The sequence below is a fragment of the Flavobacterium xueshanense genome (assembly GCF_900112975.1).
GTDB classification, from domain to species: Bacteria; Bacteroidota; Bacteroidia; order Flavobacteriales; family Flavobacteriaceae; genus Flavobacterium; species Flavobacterium xueshanense.
Genome location: NZ_FONQ01000003.1, coordinates 119,622 through 139,984, shown reverse-complemented (window position 1 = coordinate 139,984; position 20,363 = coordinate 119,622). Strand labels below are relative to the sequence as shown.

Genomic DNA, 20,363 nt, shown 5'->3' with positions numbered 1-20,363 from the left:
GTGTTATTCTCTTTTTAATTAGTGTTTAATTCCTTAGATTTGAGAAATTATTATTTTAAAAGTTTATTTTCAATTATATTATGTCAAAAACAGCAACATTAGAAATTGATGGAAAGAAAATTGAACTGCCTATAATTGTAGGAAGTGAAAATGAAGTTGCCATCGATATTAACAAATTACGTGATCTATCCGGTATAATAACATTGGATCCTGGGTATAAAAATTCAGGCTCTTGTAAAAGTGACATCACTTTTTTAGATGGAGAATTAGGAATTCTTCGTTACAGAGGATATTCGATTGAAGATTTAGCAGACAAAGCAGATTTTCTGGAAGTATCTTACCTTTTAATATTTGGAGAATTGCCAACTGTTAAGCAGTTAGCGCAATTTGAAACGGATATCAGAAAATATACATTGGTCAATGAAGAAATGAAAAGCATCATTGATGGTTTTCCTAAGACAGCGCATCCAATGGGCGTTTTAGCAGCTTTGACAAGTGCCCTAACAGCATTCAACCCTAAATCGGTAAATGTTGATAATGAGAAAGAAATGTACGAGGCAGTGTGTAAAACTATGGGTAAATTCCTTGTTATTGCAACTTGGACGTATAGAAAAAGCATGGGTTATCCTTTGAATTATTACGATAATACAAAAGGATATGTAGAAAACTTCATGCGTTTAATGTTTGAATTACCTACACAACCTTATACTGCAAATCCTGTCGTTATAGATGCATTGGATAAATTGTTTATTCTTCACGGAGATCATGAGCAAAACTGTTCAACTTCTACAGTTAGAATGGTAGGTTCTTCGCACGCAGGATTATTTGCTTCAATATCTGCTGGAGTTTCTGCACTTTGGGGACCACTACATGGAGGAGCAAATCAAGCAGTTCTTGAAATGTTAGAAGAAATCCACAGAAATGGTGGGGATGCTGATAAATACATGGCTAAAGCCAAAGATAAAAATGATCCTTTTAGATTGATGGGATTTGGTCACAGAGTCTACAAGAATTTTGATCCAAGAGCAAAAATCATCAAAAAAGCAGCTAATGAAGTTTTGGCAACTTTAGGAGTTGATGATCCAATTCTTGCAATTGCTAAAAAATTAGAAGAAGCAGCTTTAGAAGATGAATATTTTAAGTCAAGAAACTTATATCCTAACGTAGATTTCTATTCTGGAATTATTTATAGAGCTTTAGGAATTCCTACCGATATGTTTACAGTAATGTTCGCCATTGGTCGTTTACCGGGTTGGATAGCACAATGGAAAGAAATGCGTGAAAATAAGGAGCCTATCGGAAGGCCAAGACAAATCTATACAGGTCACCCTTTGAGGGATTTTGTCCCAACAGATAAAAGATAAAATCAGTTTAAAAAGCTTCACTAATTTGTGAAGCTTTTTTTATATTTGCCAAAAGCTAAAATTACATGTTAGAGTTAAATATAAATAATGAAACCTCGAAACTCCGAGCTGTAATTTTGGGTTCAGCAGTCAATAATGGACTTACGCCGTCGGTTGAAGAAGCGTATGATCCTAAATCATTAGAACATATTTTAGCAGGAACCTATCCTCAGGAGCATGACATGGTGAATGAAATGGAAGCATTTAATACCGTATTAAAAAAGTATAATGTGACCGTTTATCGTCCCGAAATGATTAAAAATTATAATCAGATATTTACAAGAGATATTGGTTTTGTGATTGATGACACTTTTGTTAAATCGAATATTTTGCCGGATAGAGAAAGAGAATTAGATGCTATCCAATATATAATTGACCAAATTAATCCCAAAAAAGTGGCGCGCCCTCCAGAGGAAGTTCATATAGAAGGTGGTGATGTGATGTTGTGGAACGATTATATTTTTATTGGAACCTACAAAGGAAGTGACTACAAAGATTATATTACGGCTCGAACAAACATGGCAGGTGTTCAATACATTAAAGATTTATTCCCAAATAAAATTGTAAAAGAATTTGATTTGGTAAAATCTAAAATTGAAGCTCGTGACAATGCGTTGCATTTGGATTGTTGTTTTCAGCCGGTGGGGAATGACAAAGGGATTATCTACAAAAACGGATTTCGAGAAGAAGCGGATTATTTGTTTTTAGTGAATCTTTTTGCAAAAGAAAACCTATTTCATATTACCAGAGACGAAATGTATAACATGAATTCTAATGTTTTTTCTATTGATACGTATGTTGTCGTTTCAGAAAGAAATTTTACACGACTTAACAATTGGTTGCGTGCAAACGGTTTTGTCGTGGAAGAAATTCCATATTCAGAAATCGCAAAACAAGAAGGATTATTACGATGTTCTACCTTACCTTTAATAAGAGATTAATTTAGTAGATACGCACTGCAATGCGTCTCTACAATAAAATAAAAATTAAAAAATTATGAAACAAACCACAAATTCCATATTGATGATTCGCCCGGTTGCGTTTAGAATGAACGAACAAACGGTGGTGAATAATTATTATCAAAAAGTATTAGACGGACTTTTGCCGGCAACGGTAAATGCCAAAGCGCAACAAGAATTTGATGCTTTTGTCGAAAAACTGACAGCAGTTGGTGTTGATGTTACTGTTGTTGATGATACGTTGGAACCAGATACTCCTGATAGTATTTTCCCAAACAACTGGATTTCTTTTCACGAGAATGGCGATGTAGCTTTATATCCGATGTTTGCTGAAAATCGTCGTCACGAACGTCGCGAAGAAATTTTAGATTTATTGGAAGAAAAAGGTTTCGTAATTCATAATATTATAGATTACACTTCCGCTGAAGAAGATGGATTTTTCTTGGAAGGAACAGGAAGTTTACTTTTGGACAGAGTCAATGCTAAAGCGTATTGCGCATTATCTCCCAGAGCGGATGAGGAATTATTTATAGAATTCTGCGAGGATTTTGATTATGCACCAGTGATTTTTGAAGCTTTTCAAACGGTTGATTCAGAACGAAAACTGATTTATCATACCAATGTGATGATGTGCTTGGGAGAAACTTTTGCAGTAATTTGTTCGGATTGTATTGATGATAAAAAAGAGCGAAAAATGGTTCTGGACAATCTGAAAGAAAACGGAAAAGAAATCATTTTGATTACCGAAGTCCAAATGAATAATTTTGCGGGTAATATGCTTGAAGTTCATGGAGCAAATGATAAACGATATTTGGTTATGAGTGCAGCTGCACATCAAAGTTTAACTCCACAACAAATAGAACAATTAGAAAAACATACTGAAATTTTGAGCTCAAGTTTAGATACTATCGAAGCTTGTGGCGGAGGAAGCGCCAGATGTATGATGGCAGAGATTTTCTTACCAAGAAATTAAAAAAGAAAACCGGATGTGATTCTAAATCTTATGCGGTTTTTTTATTGCTTTAATTTAGGAGAGATTTCCTTTTATAATATTGATAATGGCGCTTACGATATATTGTATTCCTATCGCAATTACAATGAAACCTACAATTCTTGATATAGCAACAATTCCGGATGCTCCAAGTATTTTTGCTAAATAATGAGCGCTTTTAAGAATGATAAATATTGTAACAGCAATGGCAAGAATAGCAATGGAAGAGATGATTATCTCCATAGTCGTATTGTGTTCCTGATAAAAAGCAATAAGCAAAGAAATAGAGCCCGGGCCGGCAAGCATTGGGATTGCAAGTGGCGTCAAAGCAATGTCGTTTCTTTGTTGCGCGTCAGTTTCTGCTTTTTTGTTAATACCTCGTTTCTTAGTAAATTTTCCCGAAAGTAAAGAAAAACCAGAACTTACAATAATAATTCCACCCGCTATTCGGAGCGCATCAATACTGATTCCAAAAAAAAGCAATACATATTGCCCGATAAAAAACGAGACGATAAGAATGATAAATACATTTATTGCTGTCCACAAAGAAATTCGGGAACGCTCTTTTTTAGTGTCATGTTGTGTAAGTCCCACAAAAATAGGAACGGTACCAATAGGGTTTAAAACAGAAAAGAGGGCAACAAACAGGTAAATAAAAAGATCCATATTTTATTTTTAAGGGTGTAAAAATACTCTTTTTTTGTTTTTTAATGTTAGGGGAATGTTTTTTATTGCTGCTACAACTAAACCTTAAAATTACTAAACGGATAAACCTTTTTGATTACTTTTACCAAATACAATTAGAGAAGATCATGAAGAATAAAAAAACATTGGTTCTTGGAGCGACGACTAAACCAGAACGCTACGCCTTCAAAGCCGTGAATATGTTAATAGAAAAAGGGCATTCCGTTCTTGCATTAGGCCAAAATGCAGGCGAAGTTGCTGGTGTGAAAATCCAGACTAAAGCCATTCCATTAAAAAATATCGATACAGTTACCCTATATTTAAACCCTACACGTCAGCGCGATTATTACAATTATATCGTTGAGGCTAAACCTAAACGTGTTATTTTCAATCCGGGAACTGAGAATCCGGAATTTTACCAATTGTTGAAACTAAATGATATTAAAGTAGAAGTAGCTTGTACGTTAGTTTTGTTAGCTACCAATCAGTATTAAATTTTTTAGGAGCTATTTCCAGCTGTTCGCTATATCTTTTCTTGTCCCGTTTAAAAAAAAACGTGACAAGAAAAGGATGCCGCTGCCATCTGGGCTAAAAACTAGAATCGTGTTTCAGAAGTGGCATCCTTGCTAATCAACAACAATCCAATAAAAGTGATTAGTCCGTTTACGATAATCAATTCGTTATCGAAAACATATCCTCCAAATATAGTCTTCGAATTTTCGCTGATAAAGTAAGTTACAGCAGGAGACAATAAGCAAATAAAAGGAACAAATTTGTCTTTGACGGTTTTTGATTTTACAAACAATCCAAAACAATACAATCCCAAAAGCGGACCATACGTATAGGACGCAACCCTAAAAATCATTCCTACTACAGAGCTGTCATTAATAGCATTAAAGAAAATAATCACCAGAAACATTAAAAACGAAAAGGCAATATGTACAAGATGCCTGTTTCGAACTACGTTAGGCTTGTTTAGATTTTCTGTTTTATCCATTCCTAAAAAATCAACACAAAACGAAGTTGTTAATGCTGTTAATGCAGAATCCGTTGTTGCAAATGTGGCTGCTGTTAATCCCAACAAGAAAATTACGGACGGAATCAGTGTCAAATGGTTAAAGGCAATTTCGGGGAAAAGTAAATCGGTTCTGGGTTTTCCGGTAACTAAATCAGTTGGAACTTCTATTCCGTTTTTAGCTGCATAAATATAAAGTAAAGCACCTACGCTGAGGAAAAAGAGATTGATACCTACAAATATTACGGTGAACGTAAACATGTTTTTTTGGGCTTCGCCAATGTTTTTGCAACTCAGGTTTTTCTGCATTAAATCCTGATCCAAGCCCACCATGGCAATGGTTACAAAGATTCCTCCCAGAATTTGTTTTACAAAATGAAATTTACTGGATACAAAATCTTCAAAGAAGAAAACCTTAGAATAATTGCTGTTTTTTACTGCTTCAAAAGCTTCGAAAACATTCAAATTCAAACTTCTGCAAATAAAGAAAATCGTCAAAAAAACAGATGAAACTAAGAAAAAGGTTTGTAAAGTATCGGTAATTATAATCGTTTTCAATCCGCCTCGATACGTGTAAGCAAATATCAAAGCCAGCGAAATTAATACCGTAACTGCAAATGGGATTCCGTAAAAGTCAAAAACAAAGCGTTGCAAAACAATAACAACAAGATACAATCTAAAGGCAGATCCAATGGTTCTGCTAATCAGGAAAATGGTTGCGGCTGTTTTATAAGAATACACTCCTAATCGGTGCTCGATGTAACCGTAAATGGAAGTTAAATTCATCCGATAATACAACGGCAGCAATACTTTTGCAATAATGACGAAACCAATCGCATTGCCCAGAACAAATTGAAAATATTTGAATTGCTCCCCATTTGGAGAACCTACTTCTCCTGGAACCGAAATAAAAGTCACTCCCGAAAGCGCCGTTCCAATCATTCCAAAAGCAACTAAATACCATTTTGAATTTTTATTGGCTTTAAAAAAAGCATCATTTCCGCTGTCTTTTCTGCTTACAAAATGCGAAATCAAAAAAAGAATTCCGAAGTAGATTACAATTAGCGACAGAATAGCGAATGGAGTCATATTATATGAATATTGTATTTGACCAAATTACATAAATAATCCTCAAATTTTCAAAATATCTATCCCTAACGATTGGGACAAATTAACTACTTTTGTTTTTATGGAATTTTCTTCAAAATTAATAGAAAAAGCAGTTAACGAAATGTCTCAGCTGCCAGGAATTGGCAAAAGAACTGCGCTGCGATTGGTGCTGCATTTATTAAAACAACCCAAAGAGCAAACAGGATTTCTGTCGCAAGCCTTGATTGCTATGCGTGAAAATATTAAGTATTGTAGCAGTTGTCATAATATTTCGGATAGCATGATGTGCGAAATTTGCGCTAACAAAACCAGAAATCATCAAATTATTTGCATTGTGGAGGATATTCGCGATGTTATGGCAATCGAAAATACAGGTCAGTTTAGGGGTATTTACCATGTTTTGGGAGGTAAAATTTCGCCCATTGACGGCGTTGGTCCCAGTCAGTTGAATATTACAACTTTGGTCGAAAAAGTAAAATCAGGAAGTGTAAACGAGATTATTTTTGCTTTAAGTTCCACGATGGAAGGTGATACGACTAATTTTTATATTTACAAACAAATTGCCGATTGTGAAATAATAATATCAACAATCGCCAGAGGAATTTCGGTAGGCGATGAACTGGAATATGCGGATGAAGTTACTTTGGGAAGGAGTATTTTACAAAGAGTTGCATTTGAAAAGTCTTTCAAAAATAATTAATCCATTTAAAGAATAGCGATGCTTTTTAAATCGTAAATGAAAAGCTATATTTGTCGCTTAAAAAATATTGAAAATGAGCAAATTCGTACTCTATTTGTTGTTAGTTATTAGTGTGTTGCTTTCATCTTGTATACCTACCAAAGATTTAATTTATCTTCAGAAAAAAGATAGCTCACAAGCGGAAGCTACAATTGCAGCTATAGAAACAAAGCCGTATAGATTGCAAATTAATGACGTTTTGAGTATTACTATAAAAGCGATAGATCCAAAATTAGTCGCTATATTTAGTCCTTCCAATGAAGGTGCTGCAGCAGGAAAATCTGAGTCGGGATTGTATTTTGATGGGTTTACTGTGGACGATCACGGGAATATAAGAGTTCCTGTTTTGGGAGATTTGAATGTAATTGGATACACGCTGGATGAAGTCAGAATACGATTAGAAAAGCAATTATTAGCGGAGTATTTTAATAAGGAAGCGAATATTTTTGTGACTGTTAAATTGGCGGGTTTTCGATATACAATCAATGGGGAAATAGGCGGTCCAGGGACAAAAACATTATTTCAGGAACACGTAAATATTATGGAAGCTATTGCTAATGCTGGAGATATCACCATAACCGGAGACAGAAAAGCAGTGACAATCATGCGAAAAACACCAACTGGAGTTGAAATGCATGATTTAGATCTTACCGATATAAATGTGATGAAATCGCCTTATTTTTACTTGCAGCCTAATGATTATGTTTATATAAAGCCTCTCAAACAGAAAACTTGGGGGACCGGAAAAACGGGTATAGAATCGCTGGGAACTATTATTACTTTGCTTTCTTTAGCCACAACGACTTTCTTACTATTAAAAAATTAAAAACCGCGATTAAAATATGTTAGATATAAAAGATTTTTCGATTTTTGAAAATCAAGTCAGCTTTGACTTTAAAGGGTTTTTAATAAAAATCGGAAGTTACTGGAAGTGGTTTTTACTCAGTTTGCTAATCACTTTTACTGTTGCATATCAGGTGAATATTCGTAAAGAAAAAATCTACGGTATGGAAACGCTTATTGCTGTAAAGGAAGAAAGCAACCCTCTTTTTACGTCAAATACGAGTTTGGTTTTTAATTGGGGCGGTACTTCGGATCAGGTTCAGACTATTTCTACAACATTACAATCCCGTTCTCATAATGAATTGGTAGTAGATAAGCTACAATATTATATTAGCTATTTGGCTCAAGGCAAATATAATTTGGTCGATGCTTATGGTGTTGTTCCTTTCACTGTAAATATTGATAAATCTAAAGGACAACTTGCGGGAACACTTATTGGAATTAAGTTTTTAAGTGAAAGTGAATATGAAATCAGAATTCCATTTGAGAATCCAAACGTTTCAATAGTTACGTATTCCAATAATTCCTATAGTAACACCGCCGTTGAAACCGGTGAATTTGTTAAAAAATATAAAGTAGGGCAGCAAGTCTCGTTACCTTTTTTGAATTGGAAATTACAAATAAATGATACCCCTGGTTTTTATAAAGGGAACGAGTATTTTGTGCAGTTTAATGATTTTAACGGAACGGTATCCGGATACAAAGGCATAAGTGTGCAATCAGATGATAAAGGTGGTTCCATAATCACTTTAGGAATGCAAGGAACCAATAAAGCAAGAATGGTTGAGTATTTGAATTCGACTGTTAAAATGCTTATCAAAAGACAATTAGATAGTAAGAATCAATTTGCAACCAATACAATTGCTTTTATTGACAGCACATTGGTTACTATGGAATCCCAATTGAAGGAAACCGGGAATGAGTTGAAAACTTTTAGAAAAGGTAAAAATATCTATGATATTGAGGAAGGTGGCGCTAAATTTTCAGAAAAGATTTTAGAATTTGATGTCAAAAAAGATGAGGTTAATCGTAAAATGGCGTATTACAACTCTTTAAAGGCGTACCTGAAAAACAGCGTGAATTATGCTAAACTTCCGGCACCATCTGTAGCTGGAATTGAAGATCCAAATATTGTTGTTAATGTTTCTAAATTAATTGCGTTATCTACCCAAAGATCTGAAATGGCTTATGCTGTAAAAAGTGATAAGATTTTCAAAGATTTTGACAATCAAATGGAAGCCGTCAAAAATGTACTTTTAGAAAATATAGCTACCGCCAAATCAGCTTTGCAGTATGATTTAGCAATGGTCAGCAGTAAAATAAATGAAACTGAAAGTACCATAAAACAACTTCCAGAGGATCAACAAGAGCTTATTAAGATTAAGAGGAAGTATGATTTAAGCGATAATATTTACAGTACCTTTCTTCAAAAAAGAAGCGAAGCGGATATTGTGAAAGCAGCGAACTTGTCAGACGTTCATTTTATTGATCCTGCAAAAGATGTTGGAGGAGGATTAATTGGTCCAAAAACTTCGGTTAATTATGTTTTGGCATTATTTCTGGGAATTTTGTTTCCGTTGATTTTTGTTTTTGCCGTTTTCTTTATTAATAACTCGATTCAAAATACAGAAGATATCAGCAAAATAACAAAAATCCCATTGATTGGAGTAGTTGGAGTCAATAGAGAGAATACGAATTTAGCAGTTTATGACAAACCTAAATCTGCTTTGTCGGAATCCTTTAGAGCGATTCGTTCCTCGCTTCAGTTTTTATACAAGCAGCAAAATGTGGATGGTGCTAAGACTTTGATGATTACCTCTTCGGTGAGTGGTGAAGGGAAAACGTTTTGTTCGATAAACATTGCGACAGTTTTTGCTTTAAGTGAAAAGAAAACAGTAGTTATCGGGTTGGATTTAAGAAAACCTAGGTTAGCTTCGGAGTTTAACTTATCCAATGAAATAGGGGTGGTTAATTATTTAATTAAACAAAAAACAGTTGATGAGATTATCAATCATACCCATATTCCTTATTTGGATGTTATTCTATCAGGACCTATTCCACCGAATCCGGCTGAGATGATCATGAGTGAGGGCATGAAAGAATTAATTGAAGAATTAAAGAAAAAGTACGATTATATTATTTTGGATACGCCGCCTGTTGGTTTGGTTTCTGATGCGTTAGAATTGGCACAATATTCCGATGTAACGCTGTATATTGTCAGACAGAATTTTACTAAAAAGGACATGATTACATTGTTAAACAATCGAGTGAAACGTGGGGAGTTAAACAACACCAGCATTATCTTAAACGGTTTGGAAAATAAAGCAAAATACGGAACGGGTTATGGGTATGGATACGGTTATGGATACGGGTACGGAACGTATGCGAATGGCTATTATGAAGAGGAAAAACCGAAGAGTATCTATCAAAAGGTAGCGCAAAAAATATTAAAAAAACCAACGAAGTAACAGGTAGTTTTTAAAGCAAAACGAAATGAAAGAGCAAATACAAAAAGCGATTTTAATTACTGGGGGTGCGGGATTTATAGGTTCTAATCTTTGTGATTATTTTTTGTTAAAAGGGTATAAAGTAGTTTGTTTAGATAATTTTGCCACAGGTCACAGGCATAATTTAAAAGATTTTATAAATCATCCCAATTTTTCTTTGATAGAAGGAGATATTAGGAATGCGGTAGATTGTGCCACTGCAGTAAAAGGAGTAGATTATGTTTTGCATCAAGCGGCTTTAGGTTCTGTGCCACGGTCTATAAATGATCCGGCTACCACTAATGATGTGAATGTTTCCGGATTTTTGAATATGTTGGTGGCGGCAAAAGACGAGAAAGTAAAACGTTTCATATATGCTGCAAGTTCCTCGACTTACGGGGATTCAGAAGCTTTGCCCAAGGTTGAAAATGTGATTGGGAAACCGCTATCTCCGTATGCTATTACAAAGTATGTGAATGAGTTGTATGCAGAAATTTTCAGCAAGACGTATGGTTTAGAAACAATTGGTCTGCGTTATTTTAATGTTTTTGGAAAAAAGCAGGATCCTAATGGCGCTTATGCTGCCGTTATACCGAAATTTGTGATGCAGTTTATGCAACACGAAAGTCCAAAAATAAATGGGGATGGAAATTATTCCCGTGATTTTACTTATATTGATAATGTCGTTCAAATGAATGAGTTGGCAATGTTGACCCAAAATCCGGAGGCAATCAATACAGTTTATAATACGGCTTATGGTGATAGAAATACGTTGAATAATTTGGTGGATTATCTGAAAGAATTTTTAGCCGAACATGATCCAAAAATAGAGAATGTTGCTGTTGAATATGGTCCAAACCGAGCAGGAGATATTCCGCATTCGTTAGCCAGTATTGACAAAGCAAAAACGTTGCTTGGATACGATCCAAAATATTCTCTGCAAGAAGGATTGCGAGCAGCGGTGCAATGGTACTGGGAGAATTTGCGGGAGAAAAGCAAATAGTTAGGAACGTACAGGGTCAAGAAATAGTGTTCAGGGGATTGTGAATAGTTAGGAATGTTCATAGTTTGGGTATCGTATGAGGTAAGCAGTGGATGATGAGATAATACTTGTTGAATAGATGAGGTTCAGAAATATATAAAGGTACAATTGAGCAAAAAAAATAAGAATATGAAAATTACAAAAATTTGTTGCATTGGGGCTGGATATGTTGGTGGTCCAACGATGGCTGTCATTGCTCAAAAATGTCCACACATACAAGTTACAGTGGTCGATTTGAATGAAGAGCGCATCGCCGCCTGGAATGATAAAGACACTGCCAATATTCCTATTTATGAACCGGGATTGGATACCATTGTTGCGGAAGCGAGAGGAAGGAATTTATTTTTTTCCACTGCTGTTGACAAAGCCATAGATGAAGCTCAGATTATTTTTATATCGGTGAATACGCCTACTAAAACCTATGGAAAAGGAAAAGGCATGGCGGCTGATTTGAAATATATTGAATTGTGTGCCCGACAAATTGCCCGCGTAGCCAAAGACAATAAAATAGTGGTAGAAAAATCTACTCTACCGGTTCGAACCGCAGAAGCAATTAAAAGTATTCTTGACAATACCGGTAATGGTGTGCAGTTTCAAATTTTGTCCAATCCAGAATTTTTAGCGGAAGGAACAGCGGTTTCTGATTTATTAAATCCCGATAGAATCCTTATTGGTGGTGATGCTTCAGAGGAAGGTAAAAAAGCGATTCAGGCCTTGGTTGATGTATATTCGAATTGGGTTGCTTCAGATAAAATATTGACTACTAATGTTTGGTCTTCTGAACTGTCTAAGCTTACCGCCAATGCTTTTTTGGCACAACGTATTTCTTCGATCAATGCCATATCAGAACTTTGTGAAAAAACAGGAGCTGATGTCACGGAAGTAGCGAAAGCTATCGGAATGGACAGCAGGATTGGGTCGAAATTTCTAAAAGCTTCCGTTGGTTTTGGAGGTTCTTGTTTTCAAAAAGACATTTTAAATTTGGTTTACATCGCAAAATCGTATGGTTTAAATCAAGTGGCCGATTATTGGGAACAAGTCATCATTATGAATGATCATCAAAAAAGACGTTTCTCCAATACCATTGTACAAACGCTTTACAATACAGTTTCGGATAAAAAAATTACTTTTTTGGGTTGGGCGTTCAAGAAAGACACGAATGACACCAGAGAATCTGCGGCTATTTATGTTGCCGATGATTTGATTAACGAGCAGGCAAAAATTGCTGTTTACGATCCAAAAGTTTCGAATAAACAAATCATGAATGATTTAAATTATTTAGAAACAAGAAATGCGGAACGCAATGCCAACAGCGTCAGTTCTTTTACGGATCCTTATGAAGCCTGCCAAAACGCACATGCTATCGCTGTACTCACGGAGTGGGACGAATTCACTCAGTATGACTGGCAAAAAATTTATGATTCGATGCAAAAGCCCGCTTTTATCTTTGATGGCAGGAATTTGTTGAATGGTCCTGATTTGAAAGCTATTGGTTTTGTGTACCAAGCTATCGGTTCCTAAATATACTGGTTGTAAAGAAATGATGGGCCACAATAATAATAAGGTCAAGAGCAAGGAATAAAAAATATTGAGAAAGAGTTTAAGAAAGGCGCAGCAACAAGCAGTGTAGATACAGATAAAGAATTTCAGAGCGGTAAGCGATAGCGTCATGGAGTCAGAGATATTAATGAGGCACGGTGTGTTATAATGTACAAGTGTTTACTTTCAAATTTGACGCGGAATACTAATTGTATTGTAATAAAAAAAGAAGATGAATTGGTATGTAGTGTATACAAAGCCCAAATGGGAGAAGAAAGTTGCAGAACAATTACAAAAGAGAGGAATTGAATGTTATTGTCCATTGGTTACACAAATGCGACAATGGTCTGACCGAAAGAAAAAAGTGGAAGTTCCTCTTTTTAATTCCTATGTTTTTGTTCAGTTAGCTGAAGGGGACCGCAATGCTGTTTTTGAATGTGTTGGTGTGGTGCGGTATTTGTTTTGGTTGGGAAAACCGGCAATTGTCCGTAATGACGAAATTGAAGTTATAAAAAAATGGCTCAATACGTCCGATACAACTGATGTTGCCGTTTCGTCCTATCAAGTTGGGGATTCCATACAATTGGAATCAGGACCATTCTCCGCACAAACAGCTACAATTCAAGAAATGACCAATACACATTATGTGTTGGTTTTGGAATCTTTAGGATGTGTCTTGAAAATGAAAATAAAGTAAAGGGTGTTTGTTTCTTGTGCTACATGACCTTTTTGTATGTTTTACAGGAACGTGAGCTTTGTGCAAATATAATAAGACTTTTATTACTTGCGTAAAATCTGTACTGTTGGCGAAAAATTGGTAAAAACTGTTTTTTAGATTGAAAAATAAAAATAAAATTGAATTAAATATTCGTACTTAAGTATTGGTTTTCAGTCGTTAGTGCTTTAATTTAAAGTGCCTGCAAATATTTAATGTTTAATTGTTTTGGAGTATTCTTTTTGATAGCCGATTGTAGCTATATTTGCCTCTTTATTTAACTAGATTCCTGCTCCGTTTTGTGTGAGTAAGGAATGCGTAGCGGTACATTATAATAAACAATGATTAGTAATTAGCGTTGAAAGTGTTATGATAATAATTTAAAAATGAATTCCATTAAAAAAATAGCGGTAATTGGTTTGGGTTACGTGGGTTTGCCATTGGCCCGATTGTTTGCGACGCAACATGCTGTTACCGGGTTTGATATTAATCAGTCCCGAGTTACTTCGTTGCAGTCCGGCACTGATACCACTTTTGAAGTATCGGACGCAGTTTTACAACAAGTATTGTTACAAGAACCCAGTGATTCTATTGGTTTGTATTGCACCACTGACATAGTTGCTATAGCCAACTGTACCTATTATATTGTAACGGTTCCCACTCCAGTCGATAAAAACAATCGTCCGGATTTGACTCCTCTATACACATCAAGTGAAACGGTAGGTAAAGTTTTGAAAAAAGGAGATATCGTTATTTATGAATCTACCGTGTATCCTGGAGCAACAGAAGAAGAATGTGTCCCCGTTTTGGAAGAAGTTTCCGGTCTGCAATTTAATGTTGATTTTTTTGTCGGATATTCCCCGGAACGCATTAATCCAGGTGATAAAGAGCATACGGTAGAAAAAATTTTAAAAATAACTTCAGGTTCAACACCGCAAATTGGCCAAGAAGTCGATGCCTTATATAAATCAGTGATCACCGCAGGTACCCATTTGGCACCCTCCATCAAAGTAGCCGAAGCCGCTAAAGTGATTGAAAACTCCCAACGGGATATTAATATTGCTTTTGTCAATGAATTGGCTAAAATATTTAATCTGATGCAAATTGATACCCATGCCGTTTTAGAAGCAGCTGGTACGAAATGGAATTTTCTTCCTTTCAAACCGGGTCTAGTCGGCGGGCACTGCATTGGTGTAGACCCCTATTATTTGGCGCAACGCGCACAAGAATTCGGCTATCATCCAGAAATTATCTTAGCAGGACGTCGATTGAATGACAGTATGGGCGATTATGTGGCTTCGCAGATTGTAAAATTGATGATCAAAAAAGGAATTTCGGTAAATGGTGCTACCTTGCTTATGCTTGGTATAACTTTTAAAGAAAACTGTCCTGATGTTCGCAATACAAAAATTGTGGATGTCATAACGGCTTTGACCGACTATGGAATTGCTATTACTATTTATGACACTTTGGCTAATCCATCAGAAGTACAGCATGAATACGCTTTAGTGACAACTGCTACTTTACCAAATGAAAAATTCGATGCGGTTGTTCTAGGTGTCGCACATCGTGAATTCCTGGCTATTGATTTCTCCAAATTGCAAAATGAGAACAGTTTGTTATACGATGTTAAAGGGATTTTGGGGGATTTGGCGGATGGAAAGTTGTAAGCGTCGCGTATCGTCCTTCGCTTTTCGTCCAACGTCCATCGTCCAACGATTTTCGAGTACCGTCAATTGAATCTCGATTATCGTTTTTCGACCACCGTCTATCGAATCTCGATTAGCGAATTTCGATCAACGACCAACGAACTTCGACCAACGAATAAAATATGGAATCAAATTTAGAAGTTTGGAAATTAGCTCATCAGCTCACTTTACAGGTCTATAAAATTACGCAGGACTTCCCAAAATCTGAACAATTTGGTCTTATGAGTCCAGTGAGAAGAAGTGTAAGTAGCGTTCCCACAAATATAATTGAAGGTCAGGCAAGACAATATAAAAAAGAGTTCATACAGTTCTTATACATAGCAAAAGGATCATTAGAAGAAACAAATTGTCATTTGTATTTGTATAAAGATTTAGGTTACATTACTGATTCTGATTATATGTTTTTATTTGAATTGTGCATAAGAATAAAAATAATGTTGTATAAATTAATTAAATCGTTATCCGTTTAACGTTTATCGATTTTCGTTTAACGTCCAAGGATTTTCGACCACCGTCCATCGAATCTCAAACAACGAATCTCGATTACCGTTTTTCTTTTAACGTCCATCGAATCTCGAATGACGAATCTCGAACAACGAATCTCGAACATCGAATAACAAATCTCGAACAACGAATATAATATGGAAAATAAACATTCAATCACTCATGTCATTCTTACTGGTGGAGTGGGAAGCCGATTGTGGCCATTATCCAGAAAAAGCCAACCTAAACAATATTTAGATTTATTTGAAGGTAAGTCTTTATTTGAAATGACTGTAGAACGCAATCGTACTTTAGTGGATCAGGTTATGGTTGTTGGCAACATTGACAACTGCCATTTGAGCAGACAAGTTTTAGAGAAATCGAATACTTCTTATATTGACATTATAGAATCTACTCCAAGAAATACGGCTGCAGCCATCGCTTTTGCTGCGTTGGCTTCTGATCCGGAGGACATTTTAATTGTGACGCCATCAGATCATATTATCGATGATATGGAACAGTATCTTAAAGCTGTTCAAGAGGCCATTGAAAAGGCTTCCAACGGTTTTATTGTCACTTTTGGGATTGTCCCAACTAAACCGGAGACGGGTTATGGATATATTGAAAGAAAAGGAGACGATGTTGTATCTTTTCGTGAAAAGCCCAATAAAGTTACGGCGACTGATTTTATTGCCAAGGGGAATTTTCTTTGGAACAGTGGCATGTTTTGTTTTAAAGCAGGTGTTTTTTTGGAAGAATTGAAATTGTTTGCTCCTGAAGTATATGAAAAATCAAAAATAGCTTGGGACGCCAATATGGATGGAAATTTAGATTTGGCCTTATCGCTGGATATTCCGTCAATCAGTATTGATTATGCTGTTATGGAGCGTAGTAAAAAGATAAAAGTTGTTCCTTCGACCTTTGTTTGGTCTGATTTGGGTTCTTTTGAATCGGTTTATGATTATTTGGCCGCTACAGGACATGCGGTCGATACAAATGGGAATATGGTAATTGGTACTACTAATTATACTGCTTTTGTCGGTGTAAAAAATACTATTTTTGTTTACACGGAGACCGCTAATTTAATTCTTCAAAAAGAGAGTTCTCAGGATGTTAAAAATGTTTACAGTGCTTTGGAAAAACAAAATTCAGTTTTGTTAAACTAAATATTAGTTATGAATAAGGATTCTAAAATTTATATAGCAGGTCATAACGGAATGGTAGGAAGTGCTATTTGGAGAACTTTGACAGTTAAAGGTTACACTAATTTATTGGGAGTTTCAAGTGCTGCCTTGGATTTGAGAAATCAACAAGCAGTTGCTGATTTTATTGCTGCCGAAAAACCCGAAGTGATCATTGATGCCGCAGCACGTGTGGGCGGTATTTTGGCCAACAATGACTATCCCTACCAATTTATTATGGAGAACATGCAGATCCAGAATAATCTAATCGATTCTGCTTTAAAATTCGGAGTGGAGAAGTTTATTTTTTTAGGGAGTTCTTGTATTTATCCAAAATTGGCGCCACAACCTTTAAAAGAGGAATATTTGCTTACTGGTACTTTGGAACCTACGAATGAATGGTATGCTATTGCAAAAATCACTGGTGTCAAAGCTTGTGAAGCCATTCGCAAGCAATTTGGAAAGGATTACCTGAGTTTAATGCCAACCAATTTGTACGGGACCCATGACAATTTTGATTTAAATACGTCTCATGTTTTACCGGCAATGATGCGCAAATTCCATGAAGCCAAAGAAAACAATCATGCTCCGGTAACTCTTTGGGGTAGCGGAACACCCATGCGAGAGTTTCTTTTTGTGGATGATATGGCTGCTGCAGTTATTTTTGCTTTGGAAAATAAACTTCCGGACTATTTATACAACGTGGGGACAGGAAAAGATTTGACCATCAAACAGTTGGCCGAAACTATCCAAAAAATAACGGGACATTATGGAGAAATCATTTGGGATGCCAGCAAACCCGATGGAACACCACGAAAATTAATGGATATTACCAAGATGCATGAATTAGGATGGAAACATCAGGTGCAGTTCGAAGAGGGAATACAGAAGACGTATACTTGGTTTTTAGAGAACATAGATCGATTTAAGGAAGTGAAAATGTAAAGGGGGATAATCGTTTAGCTGGTTAGGAAAAGGTTAACTGGTTAGGAAAAAGTTTAATCGTTTAAAAGAGATTAACTGGTTTAGAAAAAGTTTAATCGTTTAGCTGTTTAAAAAAAATTAACTGGTTAGGGAAAAGATTAACGGAATTAAGCAATACTAAAACAATTATGCGATTAACCAATTAAACAACTATGAGCTATCATATTTATTCGTTCGAAAAATTAGAAGTTTATCAGCTAACGAGAAAGTTCAAAATAGATATAAAATTGATGAGTCAGCTATTTCCAAAAGAAGAACGATTTTATTTAGTCAGTCAAATTAATAGAGCATCTGCCAGTATCTCCGCTAATTTGGCAGAGGGTCCGGGAAGATCTTCTAATTTTGATCAGGCACATTTCACTAATATGTCCTATTTAACTGCTTTAGAAACAATAGATCATTTGAATACCGCCTTAAATATGAAGAATATTAAAGAAGAAAAATATACAGAACTTAGAATAAAATTAGATGCTATTCTAAATAAACTCAATTCACTTTATAAGTATCAAATCAATAATAAAGAGACGTTGAAAAAAAGAGTTTAATTGTTTATTAAAGGGGTTAACTGGGTAGGAAAGATTAACTGCTTAAGTTAAGGTTAATCGTTTAGGAAAAGTATAATCGATGAATCGGAATAAAAACAATTAATCAGATAACCGATTCACCAATTGATCAAACAATTAGGCGGGTCTTTCTTATAAAAAAATAAAACTAATTTGTTAATCGAGAGGCAAAACAACTAAGCAAATAATCGATTAACCGTTTAAGCTAAAAAAATGGGTACATTACAAAAAACAGCATTTATTACTGGAGTAACGGGACAAGACGGAGCTTATTTAAGCGAATTTTTGCTTAAAAAAGGATATATCGTTCATGGATTAAAAAGACGTTCGTCTTTATTTAATACGGATCGAATTGATCATTTGTATCAAGATCCGCATGTAGATCACCGTAATTTTTTTTTGCATCATGGCGATATGACAGACGGTACCAACCTTATTCGTTTGATTCAGGAAATTCAGCCGGATGAAATTTACAATTTGGCCGCCATGAGTCATGTAGCAGTTTCGTTTGAAACACCGGAATACACCGGAAACGCAGATGGATTAGGGACTTTAAGGATATTGGATGCGGTACGTTTGTTAGGATTAGAAAAAAAGACTCGTATTTATCAGGCCTCGACCTCTGAATTGTATGGTAAAGTGCAGGAAGTGCCACAGTCCGAAACGACTCCTTTTTATCCTCGTTCTCCGTATGCAGTAGCCAAGATGTATGCTTTTTGGATTACCGTAAATTACAGAGAAGCTTATGGAATGTATGCCTGTAACGGTATTTTGTTTAATCATGAATCGCCTATTCGTGGGGAAACTTTTGTAACGCGTAAAATTACCAGAGCGACTTCGAGAATTGCTTTGGGTTTACAAGATAAATTTTATTTAGGAAACTTGGATGCTGAGCGCGATTGGGGTCATGCCAAGGATTACGTTCGTATGATGTGGATGATTTTGCAAGCTGAAGAAGCTGAGGATTGGGTTATTGCTACCGGAAAAACAACACCTGTACGCGAGTTTGTGCGTATGAGTTTTGCCGAAGTAGGTGTCGAATTAGAATTTAAAGGAAAAGGTGTGGAAGAAAAAGGGTATGTTGCTTCTTGCTCTAATCCAGAATACAAAATAGAAATTGGGAAAGAAGTATTAGCGGTAGACCCTAAATATTTTAGGCCTACTGAGGTGGATTTGTTGATTGGAGATCCTACCAAAGCACGAACTAAACTGGGATGGGAATGTAAATATGACTTACCTGCTTTGGTAAAAGACATGATGCAATCCGACTTGAAATTGATGCAGAAAGATCAATATTTGAAAGATGGAGGGTATACTACTTTAAATTATTTTGAGTAATGAAAAGTTTATTGGTTAGGAGGAGTTTAACTGGTTGGGAAAATTTAATTGTTTAATCTGTTTAAAAAATGTACTTAATCGAAATAAAATAATTTAAATTTTACTGGAAGAAAAAATGTACAAAAAATAGAAAATAAAACAATTTTGGTAATAGGTGGAGTCGGATTTATTGTTCCCAAATTGTATGAACATTTACTATAATACGATGGTAAAGGAGTATGGCTGGATAATTTTGCCGCCGACAAAAATACTAGAGCATAAAACATTTATAAAGCAATCCTAACTTTAAATTAATTGTAAAATATTTCAGATCGTCATAAAGCCATTCAATGGATTGATTATATCCTGTACGAGATTGCTTTAGGTTCTGTTACAAAATCCACTAATAATTTCATTGCCAATAATGATGCTGACGTTTCCGGTTTTTTGAATATGATGGTTACGAAAAGTCGTGGGTCTATATTTTCATCCCAATTCAGTGATAGGAATTGCAAAGAAAGTGGTGCCCTTTTATCGGGGTGAATTAGAAATAATCAAGGTCAGTCAATGCTATTTGGCCAACAATTCACTCGGGGTTCA

At 35.5% G+C, this 20,363-nt stretch carries 19 protein-coding genes; 16 read left to right on the top strand and 3 right to left on the bottom strand.

Annotated elements, in window-relative coordinates; all coding sequences use genetic code 11:
* The first annotated feature begins 80 nt into the window (after positions 1 to 80).
* The 3 genes from BMZ76_RS05090 (at position 81) to ctlX (ending at position 3,335) form a co-directional block, all read left to right on the top strand.
* Positions 81 to 1,364, top strand: coding sequence for a citrate synthase (locus BMZ76_RS05090; RefSeq protein WP_091203652.1), 1,284 nt, complete (start codon positions 81 to 83; stop codon positions 1,362 to 1,364).
* Positions 1,365 to 1,429: 65 nt separating this feature from the next.
* Positions 1,430 to 2,344 (top strand): dimethylarginine dimethylaminohydrolase family protein, encoded by a 915-nt coding sequence (locus BMZ76_RS05085; protein ID WP_091203651.1) that lies wholly within the window; start codon positions 1,430 to 1,432, stop codon positions 2,342 to 2,344.
* 55 nt (positions 2,345 to 2,399) lie between these two features.
* Positions 2,400 to 3,335: a citrulline utilization hydrolase CtlX gene (gene ctlX / locus BMZ76_RS05080; protein WP_091203650.1), complete on the top strand. Its 936-nt coding sequence runs from the start codon at positions 2,400 to 2,402 to the stop codon at positions 3,333 to 3,335.
* Between the two features lie 54 nt (positions 3,336 to 3,389).
* Here the strand turns inward: ctlX and BMZ76_RS05075 are convergent, their stop codons facing one another.
* The gene (locus BMZ76_RS05075; RefSeq protein ID WP_091203649.1) at positions 3,390 to 4,019 is read right to left on the bottom strand and encodes a MarC family NAAT transporter; all 630 of its coding nucleotides are present in this window, start codon (positions 4,017 to 4,019) and stop codon (positions 3,390 to 3,392) included.
* A gap of 146 nt (positions 4,020 to 4,165) precedes the next feature.
* On the opposite strand from BMZ76_RS05075, the gene BMZ76_RS05070 reads away from it, so the two are divergent.
* Positions 4,166 to 4,531 carry a CoA-binding protein gene (locus tag BMZ76_RS05070; protein WP_091203648.1) on the top strand — a complete coding sequence of 122 codons (366 nt, stop codon included), beginning with the start codon at positions 4,166 to 4,168 and terminating at the stop codon, positions 4,529 to 4,531.
* A 101-nt stretch (positions 4,532 to 4,632) separates the two neighbouring features.
* On the opposite strand, the gene BMZ76_RS05065 is transcribed toward BMZ76_RS05070, so the two are convergent.
* Complete coding sequence (locus BMZ76_RS05065) at positions 4,633 to 6,141, bottom strand: sodium:solute symporter (RefSeq protein WP_091203647.1); 1,509 nt, start codon at positions 6,139 to 6,141, stop codon at positions 4,633 to 4,635.
* Positions 6,142 to 6,241: 100 nt separating this feature from the next.
* Between BMZ76_RS05065 and recR the strand changes: the two genes are divergently transcribed.
* From recR to gmd, 12 genes are all read left to right on the top strand, one after another.
* Positions 6,242 to 6,862 (top strand): recombination mediator RecR, encoded by a 621-nt coding sequence (recR, locus tag BMZ76_RS05060; protein ID WP_091203646.1) that lies wholly within the window; start codon positions 6,242 to 6,244, stop codon positions 6,860 to 6,862.
* A 73-nt stretch (positions 6,863 to 6,935) separates the two neighbouring features.
* Positions 6,936 to 7,727, top strand: a complete 792-nt coding sequence (locus tag BMZ76_RS05055; RefSeq protein ID WP_091203645.1) for a polysaccharide biosynthesis/export family protein — start codon at positions 6,936 to 6,938, stop codon at positions 7,725 to 7,727.
* A gap of 16 nt (positions 7,728 to 7,743) precedes the next feature.
* Positions 7,744 to 10,212, top strand: a complete 2,469-nt coding sequence (locus BMZ76_RS05050) for a polysaccharide biosynthesis tyrosine autokinase (RefSeq protein ID WP_091203644.1) — start codon at positions 7,744 to 7,746, stop codon at positions 10,210 to 10,212.
* A 25-nt stretch (positions 10,213 to 10,237) separates the two neighbouring features.
* Positions 10,238 to 11,233, top strand: coding sequence for an SDR family oxidoreductase (locus tag BMZ76_RS05045; RefSeq protein ID WP_091203643.1), 996 nt, complete (start codon positions 10,238 to 10,240; stop codon positions 11,231 to 11,233).
* A gap of 168 nt (positions 11,234 to 11,401) precedes the next feature.
* Positions 11,402 to 12,793, top strand: a complete 1,392-nt coding sequence (locus BMZ76_RS05040) for a UDP-glucose 6-dehydrogenase (RefSeq protein ID WP_091203642.1) — start codon at positions 11,402 to 11,404, stop codon at positions 12,791 to 12,793.
* A gap of 250 nt (positions 12,794 to 13,043) precedes the next feature.
* The gene (locus BMZ76_RS05035) at positions 13,044 to 13,508 is read left to right on the top strand and encodes a UpxY family transcription antiterminator (RefSeq protein WP_091203641.1); all 465 of its coding nucleotides are present in this window, start codon (positions 13,044 to 13,046) and stop codon (positions 13,506 to 13,508) included.
* A 404-nt stretch (positions 13,509 to 13,912) separates the two neighbouring features.
* The gene (locus tag BMZ76_RS05030; protein WP_091203640.1) at positions 13,913 to 15,196 is read left to right on the top strand and encodes a nucleotide sugar dehydrogenase; all 1,284 of its coding nucleotides are present in this window, start codon (positions 13,913 to 13,915) and stop codon (positions 15,194 to 15,196) included.
* A 161-nt stretch (positions 15,197 to 15,357) separates the two neighbouring features.
* The gene (locus tag BMZ76_RS05025) at positions 15,358 to 15,705 is read left to right on the top strand and encodes a four helix bundle protein (protein WP_091203639.1); all 348 of its coding nucleotides are present in this window, start codon (positions 15,358 to 15,360) and stop codon (positions 15,703 to 15,705) included.
* Positions 15,706 to 15,876: 171 nt separating this feature from the next.
* Positions 15,877 to 16,884 carry a mannose-1-phosphate guanylyltransferase gene (locus BMZ76_RS05020; RefSeq protein ID WP_091203638.1) on the top strand — a complete coding sequence of 336 codons (1,008 nt, stop codon included), beginning with the start codon at positions 15,877 to 15,879 and terminating at the stop codon, positions 16,882 to 16,884.
* Positions 16,885 to 16,893: 9 nt separating this feature from the next.
* Positions 16,894 to 17,844, top strand: a complete 951-nt coding sequence (locus tag BMZ76_RS05015) for a GDP-L-fucose synthase family protein (protein ID WP_091203637.1) — start codon at positions 16,894 to 16,896, stop codon at positions 17,842 to 17,844.
* 191 nt (positions 17,845 to 18,035) lie between these two features.
* Positions 18,036 to 18,428, top strand: a complete 393-nt coding sequence (locus BMZ76_RS05010; protein ID WP_091203636.1) for a four helix bundle protein — start codon at positions 18,036 to 18,038, stop codon at positions 18,426 to 18,428.
* 231 nt (positions 18,429 to 18,659) lie between these two features.
* Positions 18,660 to 19,784: a GDP-mannose 4,6-dehydratase gene (gene gmd / locus BMZ76_RS05005; RefSeq protein WP_091203635.1), complete on the top strand. Its 1,125-nt coding sequence runs from the start codon at positions 18,660 to 18,662 to the stop codon at positions 19,782 to 19,784.
* A gap of 338 nt (positions 19,785 to 20,122) precedes the next feature.
* Here the strand turns inward: gmd and BMZ76_RS15870 are convergent, their stop codons facing one another.
* Positions 20,123 to 20,278, bottom strand: coding sequence for a hypothetical protein (locus tag BMZ76_RS15870; RefSeq protein ID WP_167547422.1), 156 nt, complete (start codon positions 20,276 to 20,278; stop codon positions 20,123 to 20,125).
* Between the last annotated feature and the right edge of the window lie 85 nt (positions 20,279 to 20,363).